Source organism: Frigoribacterium sp. VKM Ac-2859 (genome assembly GCF_013204925.1).
In the GTDB taxonomy this organism is placed as follows: Bacteria; Actinomycetota; Actinomycetes; order Actinomycetales; family Microbacteriaceae; genus Frigoribacterium.
The window spans coordinates 469,908-485,911 of record NZ_JABMLC010000002.1 but is presented as its reverse complement, the minus strand read 5'-3'; the positions used below and the strand labels follow the sequence as shown (position 1 = coordinate 485,911).

General features: G+C 72.3%; 10 protein-coding genes. 5 read left to right on the top strand and 5 right to left on the bottom strand.

Annotated features, from left to right (window positions below):
• Positions 1–24 precede the first annotated feature (24 nt).
• Positions 25–3,915, bottom strand: coding sequence for an ATP-dependent RNA helicase HrpA (gene hrpA, locus HQQ78_RS10120; protein ID WP_173152958.1), 3,891 nt, complete (start codon positions 3,913–3,915; stop codon positions 25–27).
• Between the two features lie 98 nt (positions 3,916–4,013).
• Here hrpA and HQQ78_RS10115 point away from each other — a divergent pair, with 98 nt between their 5' ends.
• The 5 genes from HQQ78_RS10115 to HQQ78_RS10095 all read left to right on the top strand — a co-directional run bounded on the left by HQQ78_RS10115 (position 4,014) and on the right by HQQ78_RS10095 (position 11,059).
• Positions 4,014–5,621, top strand: coding sequence for a long-chain fatty acid--CoA ligase (locus HQQ78_RS10115; protein ID WP_173152955.1), 1,608 nt, complete (start codon positions 4,014–4,016; stop codon positions 5,619–5,621).
• A 139-nt stretch (positions 5,622–5,760) separates the two neighbouring features.
• On the top strand, positions 5,761–6,870 hold the full coding sequence (locus HQQ78_RS10110; protein WP_123571627.1) for a cell wall-binding repeat-containing protein: 1,110 nt from the start codon (positions 5,761–5,763) through the stop codon (positions 6,868–6,870).
• Between the two features lie 25 nt (positions 6,871–6,895).
• Entirely contained in the window at positions 6,896–7,813 is a 918-nt protein-coding gene (locus tag HQQ78_RS10105; protein WP_173152952.1) for a DMT family transporter, read from the top strand.
• Between the two features lie 85 nt (positions 7,814–7,898).
• Positions 7,899–9,083: a bifunctional 2-methylcitrate synthase/citrate synthase gene (locus HQQ78_RS10100; protein ID WP_173152949.1), complete on the top strand. Its 1,185-nt coding sequence runs from the start codon at positions 7,899–7,901 to the stop codon at positions 9,081–9,083.
• A 17-nt stretch (positions 9,084–9,100) separates the two neighbouring features.
• Complete coding sequence (locus HQQ78_RS10095) at positions 9,101–11,059, top strand: thioredoxin domain-containing protein (RefSeq protein WP_173152946.1); 1,959 nt, start codon at positions 9,101–9,103, stop codon at positions 11,057–11,059.
• Between the two features lie 131 nt (positions 11,060–11,190).
• On the opposite strand, the gene HQQ78_RS10090 is transcribed toward HQQ78_RS10095, so the two are convergent.
• The 4 genes from HQQ78_RS10090 to HQQ78_RS10075 all read right to left on the bottom strand — a co-directional run bounded on the left by HQQ78_RS10090 (position 11,191) and on the right by HQQ78_RS10075 (position 15,965).
• Positions 11,191–12,129 carry a sulfurtransferase gene (locus HQQ78_RS10090; protein WP_173152943.1) on the bottom strand — a complete coding sequence of 313 codons (939 nt, stop codon included), beginning with the start codon at positions 12,127–12,129 and terminating at the stop codon, positions 11,191–11,193.
• 111 nt (positions 12,130–12,240) lie between these two features.
• Positions 12,241–12,807, bottom strand: coding sequence for a CoA-binding protein (locus HQQ78_RS10085; RefSeq protein ID WP_173152940.1), 567 nt, complete (start codon positions 12,805–12,807; stop codon positions 12,241–12,243).
• Positions 12,808–12,813: 6 nt separating this feature from the next.
• A complete protein-coding gene (locus tag HQQ78_RS10080) occupies positions 12,814–14,106 on the bottom strand; it encodes an O-acetylhomoserine aminocarboxypropyltransferase/cysteine synthase family protein (protein ID WP_173152937.1) in 1,293 nt (430 codons plus the stop codon).
• Positions 14,107–14,225: 119 nt separating this feature from the next.
• Positions 14,226–15,965, bottom strand: a complete 1,740-nt coding sequence (locus HQQ78_RS10075) for a dolichyl-phosphate-mannose--protein mannosyltransferase (RefSeq protein ID WP_173152934.1) — start codon at positions 15,963–15,965, stop codon at positions 14,226–14,228.
• Positions 15,966–16,004 lie beyond the last annotated feature (39 nt).

The window sequence follows — 16,004 nt, the reverse complement described above, 5'->3', positions numbered from 1 at the left end:
GTTCAGGCTAGTGGCGGCAGGCGCTCAGGCGGAGGCGAGCACCTTGACGATGCGCTGCAGCGAGACGCTCTCGCTCGGCCGCAGGTCTTGTGCGAACAAGCTGAGGCGGAACTCCTCGATCATCCACCGGGCGCGGACGAGCGCAGGAGGCGCGGTGTCGGCGGGCGGGAACGTCCCGCCCGCGGCCTCGTACCGCTCGGTCGCCTGCTGCACCTCGCTGAGCCAGACGCGGTCCCGCCCGGGGTTCTCGAGCAGTTTCGCCGTGCGCTTCGTGATGCCCACGAGGTACACCGGCACCCGCTGGAGCTGCTGGAGCCCGGTCTGCGACACGAAGCCCGGACGGATCAGGCGATCCCGCTGCTGCCGCATGTCGGTCAGCGCCGCGAGCAGGGTCATCGAGGTCGCACCCTTCAGGGCCTTGTCGGCGTCGCGGGCGGCGGTCAGCGTGCGGGCGACGAGCGAGACGGTCTGGAACATCTGGTCCATCACGGCCCCCGAGACACGGTCGCGGGTCGAGAGGAACTCCTTCTTCGTCATCACCATGCCGTCGGGCTTGACGCGGAACAGCACGTCGTCGACGACGGCCACGAGGCAGTCCGCGAAGAGCGCCGACGTGTTCTGGTACGGGCTCGTCGCGAGGATGAGCTTCTCGGCGCTCGTCAGGTGCTGCTGCACGTAGGCCACGGGCGACGGGGTCGCCAGCATCAGCAGGCGCCGCACGCCCTTCGGCGTCGCGAGGGCCTGGTCGGCGGGCGTCGCCATCAACGTGATCGAGACCGAGTCGCCGTGGTCGACCAACGCCGGGTAGGCCCGGATCACGGTGTCGCCGTGGCGGGTGTCGACGACCGCGGGGAGCTCGTCGAAGTCCCACGACGTCAGGCCCTCGCGCTCGATCGAGCTCGTGGGGCGAGGCGTGACGGGCGTGGCGTCGCCCCCCGCGCCTCCTCGTCCGCGACCCCGGCCCCGGCCGCGCTCGTCGCGCCCGCCGCCCTGTGTGACGCGCGCGACGCTGTCGCGCGTGGCGTCGCGCAGCCGGTGCTGGAGCGCGTCGAGGTCTTTGTCGGCCCCGACCGTGCGGCCCCGCTCGTCGACCACGGCGTACGTGACCCGCAGGTGCGCGGGCACGCGGTGCAGGTCGAAGTCGTCGGTCGATACGGGCGTGTAGGTGAGCTTCTTGATCGCCGCGGCCACGGTCGCCGTGAACGGCTCGTCGACGTCGGCCGGAGGTGCGTCGGGCAGCTCGTCCGTGATCTTCGACGCCCAGTCGGCGGCGGGCACCACGTTCTTGCGGATCTGCTTCGGCAGCGACTTGATGAGCGACGTGACGAGCTCGTCGCGCAACCCCGGCACCTGCCAGTCGAAGCCGACCGGACGGAGGCGCGGCAGCAGCGGCAGCGGAACGATCACGGTCACGCCGTCGTCGTCGGCCCCCGGCTCGAACTTGTAGCGCAGGGTCAACGTCTGGTCGCCCTGCTGCCACGTGCTCGGGAAACCCTGTTCGTCGACGTCGGGTTCGTCGTCCCCGAGCAGGTCGGCGGCGGTCATGGTGAGCAGGTCGGGCGTGTCGACCTTGGCCTTGCGCCACCAGCCCTCGAAGTCGCGCATGCTCGCGACGTCGGCCGGGATGCGCCGCTGGAAGAACTCGAACGCGGCGTCGCCGTCGACCAGGATGTCGCGGCGGCGCGTGCGCTCTTCGACCTCGGTGAGCTCGCGGATGAGCTGCCGGTTCTTCTGCTCGAAGGCCTGGTGCCCCTCCCAGTCGCCCTCGACCAGCGCGTGCCGGATGAACAGCTCGCGGGCGTAGGCGGGGTCGATGCGCGAGAACTGGATGCGTCGTCGCTCGACGATCGGCACCCCGTAGAGCGTGACGCGCTCGTAGGCGACGACGGCGCCCTGCTTCTTCTCCCAGTGGGGTTCGCCGTAGCTGCGCTTGACCAGGTCGGGCGCCAGCGGTTCGGCCCACGCCGGGTCGATCGAGCCGGCGACGCGGGCGAACAGGCGACTGGTCTCGACGAGTTCGGCGGTCATCACGGCCGCCGGCGGCTTCTTCGCGAGGCTGCTGCCCGGGAAGATCAGGAACCTCGTCTGGCGGGCGCCGACGAAGTCCCTCTTCTGCGGGTCGAACAGGCCGATCTGGCTGAGCAGGCCGGCCAGCAGGCTGCGGTGGACGCCGTCGGGGTTCGCGCTGCGCTCGCCGATGTGCAGGCCGAGGGGCCTGGCCGCGCGGCTGAGCTGGCGGTAGACGTCCTGCCACTCGCGGATGCGCAGGTAGTTGAGGAACTCGTCGCGGCACAGACGCTTGAAGGCGTTGCCGCTGAGCTCCTTCTGCTTGTCCTCGAGGTACTCGAACAGGTTGAGCAGCGTGAGGAAGTCGCCCTTGGGGTCGCGGAAGCGCGAGTGCTTCTCGTCGGCCTGGGCACGCCGCTCGAGGGGACGCTCGCGGGGGTCCTGGATGCTCAGGGCCGAGACGATGGCGAGCACCTCGCGCGTCGTGCCCTGCGTCTTGGACTCGACGACCATGCGGGCGAGGCGCGGATCGATCGGCAGTCGCGTGAGCTGCTTGCCGACCCGGGTGATCTGGCCGCCCTGGGTGACGGCGCCGAGCTCGCGCAGCAGGTCGAGTCCGTCCTTGATGCCGCGCGAGTCGGGCGGCTGGAGGAAGGGGAAGGCGGCGATGTCGCCGAGGTTCAGGGAGATCATCTGCAGGATGACCGCGGCGAGGTTGGTCCGCAGGATCTCGGGCTCGGTGAACTCGGGGCGCTTCTCGAAGTCGGTCTCGCTGTAGAGGCGGATCGCGATGCCGCTGCTCGTGCGACCGGAGCGGCCCGACCGCTGGTTGGCGCTCGCCTGCGAGATGGCCTCGATCGGCAGGCGCTGCACCTTGGCCCGGGTCGAGTAGCGGCTGATGCGGGCCATGCCGGCGTCGATCACGTACTTGATGCCGGGCACGGTGAGGCTGGTCTCGGCGACGTTGGTCGCGAGGACGATGCGGCGCCGGGTGCCCGCGGTCGTGCTGGGCTGGAAGACCCGGTGCTGGTCGGCGGCGCTCAACCGGCCGTAGAGCGGCAGCACCTCGGTGAACGGCAGGTTGCGGCCGCGGATGCTCTCCTCGGCGTCACGGATCTCGTTCTCTCCGCTGAGGAAGACGAGGACGTCGCCGCTCGACTCGCGGGCGAGCTCGTCGAGGGCCTCGTTGATGCCCTGCAGGTAGTCCTTGTCGTCGGCGCGCTGCCTGCGGTCGCCGGCCCGCGCCTCCTGACGGTCGCCCTGGCGACCCGCGGGGCGGTCGTCGTCGTCGAGGTCGTCGTCGTCGCTCGTGGTGTCGTCGGCCACGAGCGGTCGGTAGCGGACCTCGACCGGGTAGGTGCGACCCGAGACCTCGACGATGGGCGCGTCGCCGAAGTGCTTCGAGAACGACTCGGGATCGATCGTGGCGCTCGTGATGATGAGCTTGAGGTCGGGGCGGCGGGGCAACAGCTGCTTGAGGTACCCGAGCAGGAAGTCGATGGTCAGGCTGCGCTCGTGGGCCTCGTCGATGATGATCGTGTCGTAGCGCTCGAGCTCGCGGTCGAAGTGGATCTCGTTCAGCAGGATGCCGTCGGTCATCAGCTTGATCTGCGTGTCGGCACCGACCTTGTCGGTGAACCGCACCTGGTAGCCGACCACGCCGCCGACCTCGTCGCCGAGTTCTTCGGCGATGCGCTCGCTGATGGTGCGGGCCGCGATGCGGCGCGGCTGGGTGTGGCCGATCTTGGTCCGGCCGAGCTCGAGGCAGATCTTGGGCAGCTGGGTCGTCTTGCCCGAACCGGTGGCGCCCGCGACGATGACGACCTGGTTGTCACGGATCGCCGCGGCGATGTCGTCGCGCCTCTGGCTGACCGGCAGCTCGGCGGGATACGTGATGGTGGGGATCATGAGCCCTCCATCGTAAGCCGCCCGGGGCCGGACCGGGCGACGGGTGGCGCGTCGTAGGATCGCGGCAGACCGCACGTCAACGGAGACGGAGAGACACCATGTCATCAGCACCCAGCCCCCGAGGCCACGCCACCGCGTCGGTCGCGGCCATCCTCGCCGAGTCGGCCGGCCGGTTCCCCGACGACGTCGCCGTCATCGTCGGGCCCACCTCGACCACCTACGCCGAGCTCTGGCAGCAGACCCTGGCCTACGCCGGGGCCCTCCGCGCCCGGGGCGTCGGCCCCGGGGACCGGGTCGCCATGCTCGTCCCGAACGTCGCGGACTTCCCCCGCGTCTACTACGCGACGCTCGCGCTCGGCGCGGTGGCCGTGCCCGTCCACGCCCTCCTCAAGCGACACGAGATCGAGTACGTGCTGCGCGACAGCGGCTCCCGCCTGCTCGTCTGCGCCGCACCGCTGCTCGGTGAAGGAGGCGCAGGAGCGCAGCTCGCGGGGGTCGACGTCCTGACCGTGCTCGCGCCTCCTGCCGGCCAGGAGGACGACGGGCCCGACCGCCTCGAGGACCTCGCCGCGGCCGCCGCACCCCTCGACACCTACGTGCCCCGCGACCCGTTCGACACCGCCACGATCCTCTACACGAGCGGCACCACGGGCCAGCCCAAGGGGGCCGAGGGGTCTCACCTCGCCCTGATCGAGCAGGTCAACACCAACCTGATGACGACGTTCGACATGCATCGCGGCGACGTGCTGCTCGGGGCCCTGCCGCTGTTCCACACCTTCGGACAGACCTGCACGATGAACACCGGGTTCCGGGTCGGCGCGACGATCGTCATGCTGCCGAAGTTCGACGGCGACGCCGCGCTCGCCGCGATGGTCGAGCACGGCTGCGAGGTGTTCATGGGCGTGCCCACGATGTACATGGCCCTCATCGCCGCGGCCACCCGCAGCGAGGCGCGCCCACCGCTGCGCTACGCCGTCTCGGGCGGGGCGTCGCTGCCGCTCGCCGTGCTCGAGAAGTTCCAGCAGGTGTACGACGCCCCGATCCACGAGGGATACGGGCTGACCGAGACCTCGCCCGTCGCCACCTTCAACCACGTCGGGGTGCCACCGCGGCCCGGCACCATCGGCACGCCGATCTGGGGCGTCGACGTCGAGATCGCCGACCAGCACGTCGAGGACTCGATCGTGCTGCTGCCGCACGGCGAGATCGGCGAACTCGTCATCCGTGGGCACAACCTCATGAACGGCTACCTCGACCGGTCCGAGGACACCGCGAAGGCGATCGTCGACGGCTGGTTCCGCACGGGCGACCTCGGCACGAAGGACGACGACGGCTACCTGACGATCGTCGACCGCACGAAGGACATGATCATCCGCAACGGCTACAACGTGTACCCGCGGCAGGTCGAAGAGGTCCTCGCGCAGCACCCCGACGTCACGATGGCGGCCGTCTTCGGCGTGGCGCACGAGCTGCACGGGCAAGAGATCGAGGCGGCCGTCGTCCTCCGTGACGGGGCCACGGCGACCCCCGACGAGTTGGTCGCCTTCGTCGCCGACGAGATCGCGGCCTACAAGTACCCCCGCGTGGTCCACGTCCTCGACGCCTTGCCGCTCGGCCCCAGCGGCAAGGTGCTCAAGCGCGAACTCGTGGACCGGTTCTCGGCCGCCGTCACCGGGGTCGGCGAGGGAGCCGCCGCGCCCCGCTGACCGGGTCACGAGGGCACCCCCCGGACGGGGATCACCAGGACGGGGGCTGCCCGGACGGGGGCTGCCGGGCGGACGATCGGGCTCCTAGCCTCACAGCAGAACCTCAGCCCGATCTGACAGGACCCCCGTGAACCCTTCCATGTCCCGAGTCCTCGGCGTCACCGCCGCCGTGGGTGGCCTCGTCGCCCTGAGCCTGGCAGGCGTCACGGCGGCGACCGCCGAACCCGCCACCGGTTCCTTCACCGGGTCCGACGCCTCCGCGGCGGCGGCCCCCGCCCTCGACCGCTACCAGGGCGCCGACCGTTTCGCGACGGCCGCCGACATCGCCGGCCGGGCCTACCCCGACGGTGCCGGCACGGTCATCATCGCGAACGGCCTGCAGTTCCCCGACGCGCTGAGCGCCGCTCCGGCCGCCGCGCTGATCGAGGCGCCGCTCCTGCTGACGGCTCCGAACGCCCTCCCGTCGTCGGTGGCCGACCGCCTCGTCGCCCTCAAGCCGCGGAACGTCGTCGTCATCGGGGGCGTCAACGCCGTGTCGCCCGCCGTCGCCACCCAGATCGGCAAGATCACCGGGGCGACGGTCGATCGCGTCCAGGGCGCCGACCGTTACGCGACCTCGCGGGCCGTCGTCGACGCGTTCTTCGCCGAGACCGGCGTCTACCGCGCCTTCGTCACGACGGGCCTGAACTTCCCCGACGCGATCAGCGCCAGCGCCGCGGCCGGCGCCGGCAGCACCGACTCGACCGGTGCGCCGGACGCCGTGGTGCTCGTTCCGGGTTCGGCGGAACATCTCGACCAGGCCACGTCGACCCTGCTCGACGACCTCAACGTCCAGACGGTGGCGGTCGTCGGCGGATCGCTGGCGGTCTCCGACGGGATCTTCGCGGATCTCGACGCGCAGTTCCCGGGCGACGTCGCGCTGCTGGCTGGCGAGGACCGCTACGAGACCTCGGCCTTCGTCTCGTTCTTCGCCTTCAGCGACGCGAAGGGCGACACCCCCCGTACCGACGACTCGGGCACCGCGTACCTCGCCTCCGGTCAGAACTTCCCGGACGCCCTCGCCATCGCCGCGGTCGCCGGCGCCGAGAAGTCGCCCGTGCTCCTCACCCCGCCCGGCTGCACGAACTACTACGCCGAGGACCTCATCGCGGGCCTCGAGTCCGAGAAGGTCGTCACGATCGGTGGCACGGCGGCCGTCTCCGAGAACGCGGCCGCGTTGAACTACTGCCCGGGCCCGCCGCGCACCTGACCCGCGCCGTCGGTACCCTCGCACGATGATCGCCATCATGCTCGCCGCGCTCCTCTGGGGCACGACGGGCACGGTGGCGTCTTCTCTTCCCGGCGACGTCGGCCCGCTCGCCACGGGCGCCGCGACGATGTGCGTCGGCGGCCTGCTGCTGGCGCTCACGGCCCCCCGGGTCACACGAGCGGTCCTCCGGGGTGGCCCGACGGCGTGGCGCTGGCTCGTGCCGGGGGCCCTGGGCGTCGTGGTCTACCCGCTGGCGTTCTACTCGTCCATGTCGCTCGCCGGCGTCGCCGTGGGCAACGTGGTCTCGCTCGGCACGGCGCCCGTCTTCGCGGCGCTGCTCGAACGCCTGCTCGACCCGCCCGGCCGGCGGCGTCCCCTCGAGGCCCGCTGGGTGGCGAGTGCGGCACTGGCCGTCGTGGGCGTCGGAGTGCTCGCGGCGACCGGGCAGCACGGTCAGGCGGGCACGGCGGCGTCCCCCGGGTGGGCCCCGCTCGGCATCGCACTGGGCGTCCTCGCGGGTCTCGCCTACGCGACGTACACCTACACCGCGGCTCGGCTCATGGCCGAGGGTCACCCGTCGCGCGGGGCCGTGTCGGCCCAGTTCGGCCTCGGTGCGGTGCTCCTGCTGCCGGTGTTGCTGGCGACCGGGGCTCCGTTGCTGCAGTCGGGCGCCTCCGTGGGGGCGACGGCCTACCTGGCGATCGGGCCGATGTTCGTCGCCTACCTCCTCTTCGGCCACGGCCTGCGCACGGTGTCGAGTTCTCGGGCGACGACCGTGACGTTGCTCGAACCGTTCGTCGCGACCCTGCTGGCGGTGCTCGTGGTGGGCGAGCGGCTCGAGCCGCCGGGCTGGATCGGCCTCGCCCTCGTGCTGGCGGGTGTCGTGTCGATCGTGCTGACGAGACCCGTCCGCCCCTCCCGTCCCGAGGCGCCCGCCACCTAGAGTGGAGCCTCGACGATCGTGTCGCGGCCCCGTCCCGACACGACCGGCCCGCTCCGGCGGGCCCGCCTCATCACGAAGGAGTGACATGAGCGACACCATCACCGCACCCGCCCCGGCCGCCTCCGACGGTCCCGAGATCCACAAGGGCCTGGCCGGCGTCACGGTCGACCGGACGGCGGTCTCGAAGGTCGACGCGGCCAGCAACTCGCTGCTCTACCGCGGCTACCCGGTGCAGCAGCTCGCCGCCGAGCGGGACGTCGAGGACGTCGCCTGGCTGCTGCTGCACGGCGACCTGCCGACCGTCGACGAGCGACGCGACTTCGACGCCGAGCTGCGCTCGCACCGCACGCTGGCCCCCGGGCTGCAGCACCTCATCGACCTGATCCCCACCTCGGCGCACCCCATGGACGTCGTCCGCACCGCGGTGAGCGCCATCGGCGCCGCCCGGCCCGAACCCACGACGGGTGCGGGTGCCTACGACGTCGCCGACACGCGTCGACTCGCCACGCACCTCTTCGCCGTGCTGCCCGCCGTGATCGCCTACGACCAGCGGCGCCGCCACGACCTGCCGCCGGTTCCGCCGCGGGACGACCTCGGCTACAGCGCCGACTTCCTGCACCAGGTGTTCGACCGCGAGCCCGACCCGCTCGACGTGGACGCGTTCGACACCTCGATGACGCTCTACGCCGAGCACTCGTTCAACGCCTCCACCTTCACGGCCCGGGTCGTCGCCTCGACGCTGTCCGACCTGCACTCCTCGATCGTCGGCGCGATCGGGGCGCTCAAGGGCCCGCTGCACGGCGGCGCCAACGAGGCCGCGCTCGAGCTGCTCGACCGGGTCGGCCCCGCCGACGGGGCCGCGGCCTGGCTCGACGAGGCGTTCGCGCGCAAGGAGAAGATCATGGGCTTCGGGCACCGGGTCTACAAGAACGGCGACAGCCGGGTTCCCACGATGGAGGACGCCCTCGGCCGTCTCGTCGACCGGGCCCGCGAGCAGGGCGACGACCGGGTCGACGGGCTCAAGGAGACCTACGACGTCGTCGCGGCGACGGTGTTCGAGCGCAAGGGCCTGAAGCCCAACGTCGACTACCCGTCCGGGCTGGCGTACCACCTGATGGGGTTCGAGACGCCGGTCTTCACGCCGCTGTTCGTCGCGTCGCGGGTCCTCGGCTGGAGCGCCCACGTCATCGAGCAGCGCGAGGCCAACTCGCTCATCCGCCCCTTGAGCGAGTACGACGGCGCACCCCTGAGGGACGTCCCCGCGCGCTGACGCCTACCGTGGCCCGCATGCCGAACCAGCTGCGAGACGCCGTCAGCCCCTACCTCAGGTCGCACGCCGACAACCCCGTCGAGTGGCGTGCCTGGGGGACGGGGCCGTTCGCCGAGGCCGTCGAGCGGGACGTGCCCGTGATGGTGTCGATCGGCTACTCGACCTGCCACTGGTGCCACGTGATGGCGCGCGAGAGCTTCTCCGACCCCGAGGTCGCCGCCCAGCTCTCGGCGGGGTTCGTCTCGGTCAAGGTCGACCGCGAGGAACACCCCGACGTCGACTCCAGCTACCTGGCCGCCGCCTCGGCCTTCACCGAGGGGCTCGGCTGGCCGCTGACCGTCTTCGTCACGCCCGAGGGTCGGCCGTTCTACGCCGGCACGTACTTCCCGCCGGTGCCCGTGCAGGGTCGGCCGTCGTTCCGACAGGTGCTCGACGCCGTCACCGACGCCTGGACCACCAGGCGGTCCGAGGTCGACGCGACCGCGTCGGCGGTGCAGGAGGCGCTGGCTGCGGGGCCCGCGTCGGTCACCGGCACCGCGCCTCCTGGTCCCGGTGCCGGGGTCGCCCTGCCGGGACGGCCCGAGCTCGCCCACGCCGTCGCCCGGCTCGTCGCCCACGAGGACCGCGAGCACGGCGGCTTCGGCGGGGCCCCGAAGTTCCCGACGGCGCCGGCCCAGCTGGCGCTGCTCACCCTCGGCGCGGGAGGGGACGACGGTGCGCTCGAACTCGTGTCGCGGACGCTCGCCCGCATGGCCGCGTCGCCGCTGCGCGACCCGGTCGAGGGCGGGTTCTTCCGGTACGCGGTCCGACGCGACTGGTCCGAACCCCACTACGAGCGCATGCTGTACGACAACGCGCAGCTGCTGCTGGCCTACTCGCGGCTCTCGGTCCTCGACCCGGCCCCGGCCCCCGGCCCCGCGCCGACGTCGGCAACTCAGGAGATCGGCTCGGATCCGGCCCGGGTCGCCGCCGGGGTCGCCGATTTCCTGAGTTCCCGACTGCGCACGGCCGACGGGGCCTTCGGCTCGGCGCAGGACAGCGAGAGCACCATCGACGGCGTCCGTGACGAGGGCGGCTACTACCGGAGGGACGCCGCGGGCCGCGCGGCCCTCGACCCGCCGCCCGTCGACGACAAGGTGCTCACCGGCTGGAACGGCCTCGCGATCGCGGCGCTCGCCGAGGCGGGGTCACGGCACGGCCGCCCCGACTGGGTGCGCACCGCCCGCGGCGCGGCCGACCTGCTGCTCTCGCGTCACGAGACCGACGACGGTCGTCTGCTGCGCGCCTCCGTCGGGTCGACCGTGTCGGACGCCGTGGCGACCCTCGAGGACCACGGCCTGTTCGCGTCCGGCCTGCTGGCCCTCGCGCTCGCGACGGGCGAGGCCCGGTACGCCGTCGCCGCGCGGTCGTTCGTCGACGCCTGCCTGCTCGACGACGCCGACCCGCGGGTCGTCGCGGCCCCGTCGGGTGGCGACCCCGTGCTGGTCTCGCAGGGCGTGGCCCTGTCGAGCGACCCGAGCGAGGGTGCCTACCCGTCGGGACGCAGTGCGGTCGCGGCGGCCGCGCTCACCCTCCACCAGCTCACCGGGGAGGCGCGCTACAGGTCGGTGGCCGGACGGCTCGTCGCAGAGGTGGCCGGTTCGGCCCTCGACAACCCGCTCGCGTACGGTGCCGCCTTCGGGCTGCTCGTCGAGCTCGAGGCCCCGCTGACGCAGCTGGTCGTGGTCGAGCCGTCCCCGGTGGACCGCGCCGACGACGGCCTCGCCCGGCGGGCACGGAGCGTCGTCCGCCCCGGCAGCGTCGTCGCCGTGCTGGACGAGGAGGCGCTTGTCGCCTTCGAGCACGCGGGCTTCGAGTTGTTCGCGGGTCGCTCGGCCCCCGGGCGCGTCCCCACCGCGTACCTCTGCCGCGACTTCGTCTGCCGACTGCCGGTCACGACCGTGGACGACCTCGACGGACTGCTGCTCGAGGGGTGACGACACGACCGCGTCGGTCGCCGACGCCCCGGCGAATCACCGGGTAGGGGCACCCGCGGGGCGAGCACCGGGTAGGGGTGCCAGGCGGGGGCGCCCGGCGGGTGAACCGTGCGGGGCGATGGGCGGGGGCGTCAGGCGGCGGCGGGCACGAGCGGTGCGGTCGGGTCGGCGACCCACTCGGCGAGCGAACCGTCGTACACCGCGACGTCCGAGCGGCCGAGGACAGCGAGGGCGAGGGCGTCGACGCTGGCGGACACACCCGAGGCGCAGTAGACGACCGTGCGCGGTTCGTCGGGCACGACGGCGAGGCGGTCGCGGAGGACCGGGTCGCGGGCGAGCGTGCCGTCGTCGGCGAGGAGCGTCTCGGCCGGCACGTTGACGCTGCCGGGGATGTGCCCGGCGCGGGTGAGCGGGCTCGACGTGCCGTCGAACTCGTCGCGGGGCGAACCGGAGACGAGCGCTGCTCTCTCGTCGCCCGCCACCACGGACTCGACGAAGGCCTTGTCGACCCAGTGGTCGGGACGTTCGGTCGCGACGAACGGGGCGGGCGTCGGCAGGACGTCGCCGAGGTCGTACGGCTTGCCCTGCGCGAGCCACTGCGACCACCCGCCGTCGAGCACCGCCACGGCGTCGTGCCCGTAGGCGCGGAACAGCCACCACAGGCGGGACGCCCAGCGGCCGTCGACCGTGTCGTACACGACGACCGTGCTGTCGTTCGAGACGCCCAGCGCGGCCGCCGCGGCCTGGAAGCGGTCGACCCCGGGCCGGGTGAAGGGCAGGTCGGAGCCGGGGTCGCTGAAGTCGACGAGCAGGTCGGCGAGGACCGCCCCGGGGACGTGACCGTCTCGCTCGAATCCGTCGCGGCCAGTGGTGAGGGCCGCCGGGCCGTCGCCGCGACCCGGGCCGTCGCCGCGACCCGGGCCGTCGCCGCGACCCGGATCGACGTCGAGGTCGACGTCGAGATCGAGGTCGACGAGCACCGTCGCGTCGACGATCGTCAGGTCGTCGGCGCCGAGGTGGTCGGCCAACCACTGTGTCGAGACGACGGGTGAGGTGAGGACGGGTGCCATGCGGGCCACGGTAACGCCGACCGGTGACATCGGACCCTGAGTCCGCAATGAAGCGTCACAACGTGTGCGCCGCGACGAACGGGGAAACCGCGACCTGCCCCGACGGTCGTGTCAGCGACCAGCCTTCTTCGCGGTGATGACGCCGGTGTCGAAGCCCATCAGGTTGAGCCCGCCGTTGAACCGGGCGTGCTCGACCTTCATGCAGCGGTCCATGACGACGGTGAGCCCCTGTTCTTCGCCGTACCGGGCGGCCTCCTCGTCGTAGATGCCGAGCTGTACCCAGATCGTCTTCGCGCCGACTGCGAGCACGTCGTCGACGACCGATCGGATGTCGGAGGCCTTGCGGAACACGTCGACGACGTCGGGCACCTCGGGCAGCGAGGCCAGGTCGGGGTAGGCCTTCTGGCCGAGGATGGTGTCGGCGCGGGGGTTGACGAAGTAGACGCGCAGGTCGGTCGACTGCTGCAGGTAGGTGCCCACGAACGAGCTCGACCGGCTCGGGTTGGGCGAGGCACCGACGACGGCGACGCTCTTCGCCGAGCGCAGGATGGCCTGGCGCTCACGGGCCGTGGGGCCGACCCACGTCCGCTGCGACTTGAGCAGCTTGGCGAGGGGCGACGACGCGGGCAGCTCGCAGGTCAGCCCGTTGGTCAGCTGCGTGGTGACGGTGTCGGTCACGTCGGGTCACTCGCCTTTCGTCGCCGCGGCCAGCGCCTGGTCGAGGTCGTGGATGATGTCGTCGGGGTCTTCGATGCCGACGCTGATGCGCACCGAGCCGGGCAGCACCCCCGCGTCGACGAGCTGCTGCTCGCTGAGCTGGGCGTGGGTGGTCGAGCCCGGGTGGATGACGAGCGTCTTCGCGTCGCCGATGTTGGCGAGGTGGCTGGCGAGCTCGACCGACTCGATGAAGGTCTTGCCGGCCGGACGACCGCCCTTCAGCTCGAACGTGAAGACCGAGCCGGGGCCCTTCGGCAGGTACTTCGCCGCGCGCTCGTGGTGCGGGTGCCCGGGCAGGCCGGCCCAGCGAACGCGCTCGATGCGCGGGTCGGCGTCGAGCCACTCGGCGACCTGGCGGGCGTTGTCGACGTGGGCCTGCATGCGGAACGGCAGGGTCTCGACCCCCTGGGCGAGCAGGAAGGCCGAGTGGGGAGCGAGGGCCGGGCCGATGTCGCGCAACTGCTCGGCGCGCAACCGGGTCAGGAAGGCGTACTCGCCGAAGTTGCCGGACCAGTTGAGGCCGCCGTAGCTCGGCACGGGCTGGTCGAAGAGCGGGAACCGCTCGCTGTCCCAGTCGAAGCGGCCGGACTCGACGACGACGCCGCCGAGCGTGGTGCCGTGCCCGCCGAGGAACTTCGTGGCCGAGTGCACGACGACGTCGGCACCCCACTCGATCGGCCGGTTGAGGTAGGGGGTGGCGATGGTCGAGTCGACGATCAGGGGCAGGCCGTGCGAGTGGGCCACGTCGGCCAGGCCCTCGAGGTCGGCGACCTCGCCGGACGGGTTCGCGACCGTCTCGACGAAGACCAGCTTCGTCTCGGCACGGATGGCGGCGGCGTAGTCCGCCGGGTCGGAGGACTGCACGAAGGTCGTCTCGATGCCGAAGCGACGCAGGGTGACGTCGAGCTGGGTGATCGACCCGCCGTAGAGGTTCGCGCTCGCGACGATGTGGTCGCCCGCGCCGGCCAGCGAGGCGAACGTGACGAACTGGGCGCTGAGGCCGCTCGCCGTCGCGACGGCGCCGAGGCCGCCCTCGAGGCTGGCGACGCGCTCCTCGAAGGAGGCGGTGGTCGGGTTGGCGAGGCGGCTGTAGATGTTGCCGTACTTCTGCAGGGCGAACCGCGCCGCGGCGTCGTCGGTGTCGTCGAACACGAAGGCGCTGGTCTGGTAGATGGGCAGCGCCCGTGCCCCCGTCGCCGCGTCGGGGATGTTGCCCGCGTGGATCGCCCGCGTGCGGAAGCCGTACTCACGATCTGCCATGCCCCCACGCTAGCCGCTGGTCGTCACGCGGGGACCCGGGACGTCACACGGCGGAACACGGCCGACCCGCGCCTCCTGCGGGGGAGGAGCCGTCGGTCGGCGGACGGCGGCTCCGACGCCTACTTCCAGCTGGGGATCCAGTAGTGCAGCCGGATGAACTCCCAGTCCTCCAGCTGCGCCGTCCACAGGGGGTAGAAGAAGACGGACACGGCGACGGCGACCACGACGACGATCGCCGTGACGCCGATGCCGCTCAGCCGCCGGGACCGGTCGTCGGTGCGTCGGCCGAGGACGATGCCGAGCACCGCGGCCAGGCCGAGCACGAGGTAGGGCTCGAAGGCGATCGTGTAGAACTGGAACACCGTCCGGTCGGTGAACGCCAGCCACGGCAGGTAGGCCGCCGCGACGCCGACGAGGATCGCCCCGTACCGCCACTCGCGGTACCGCGCGACGCGGTAGACGAGGTAGAGGCAGGCCGCGACCGCCGCGTACCAGATCAACGGGTTCGCGACCGAGGTGATCGCCTCGCCGCACCGGGCCACGTCGCAGCCGCCCTGGCCCTCGTCGAACCCCTGGTAGTACATGCTCGTCGGTCGCAGCATCAGCAGCCAGGTGAGCGGGTTCGCCTGGTAGGCGTGCGGGGTGTGCAGGCCGACGTTGAACCCGTAGACGCCCGCCTGGTAGTGCCAGAAGTTCTGCACCACGTCGGGCACCCACGCCAGGGCTCCCGTCCACCGCGTGCCGCCGTCCTCGACCCAGCTGCGGTAGTAGCCGCCCGACGTCGCGAACCAGCCGGTCCAGCTCGCCAGGTAGGCCACCACGGCGACGGGCACGGTCAGCACGAAGCTCACCGGTGCCTGCCTGAACAGGGTGCCCGACAGCCAGAACTCCACGCCGGCCCGGCGGCGCGCCACCATGTCGACGACCACCGTGTAGACCGCGAAGAACGCCAGGAAGTACAGGCCGTTCCACTTCACGGCCGTCGCCAGCCCGCACAGCAGGCCGGCCGTCACCAGCCAGGGACGCGCCCACAGGGCGGGGCCCCAGGCGATGTCGCGACCGGCACCGCGCCTCCTCGCCCGCCAGGCCTCGAGCCGGCGGGCGCTCTGCCGGCGGTCGAGCAGCACCGCCCCGAAGGCCAGCAGGCCGAAGAACATGACGAAGTTGTCGAGCAGGGCCACCCGGGACATGACGATCGCGTGCCCGTCGATCGCCAGGAAGAACCCCGCCAGCGTGCCGAGCAGCGTCGATCGCAGCAGCAACGACCCGATGACGGCGACCAGGGCGACCGCGAGGATGCCCACGACGGCCGTGCTGATGCGCCAGCTCGCCGGGTTCTCGGGACCGACCGCCGCCATGCCGAGGCCGATCAGCCACTTGCCGAGGGGCGGGTGCGCCACGAACGACGGTGCCGCGAGGAACCCGCCGACCCCGCCCGCGGCGAAGGTCGGGTCGTAGTCGGCCGGCCACGACCCCTCGTAGCCGAGGTTGAACAACGACCAGGCGTCCTTGACGTAGTACGTCTCGTCGAACACGAGGGTCGCGGGGGAGTTCAGGTGCCACAGGCGCAGCACCGCGGCCAGCAGCGTGACCGCGAGCGGGCCCGCCCAGGCCCAGACGCGCCTCCTGACCGGGGTGCGCAGCACGCGCCCCCACCAGGCGTCGAGCCGGGCCGGGGGAGCCTCGCGGGCGTGGGCCGCGGTCGCGTCGTCGACCGGGGTGCCGACGGGCGGGACGGTCACCCGGTCGGTGAGCGGGTCGGCCGACGCGAGGCCCGGCTCGCCCGCCGTCGGACGGGCAGGAGGCGCGGTGCCGGCCTCGACGAGCGCGTCGAATTCGCGCTCGGGCCCGGTCGTCATCGGGCCATCGTAAGTGGGCGGTCCGGGGCCGGGGGACAA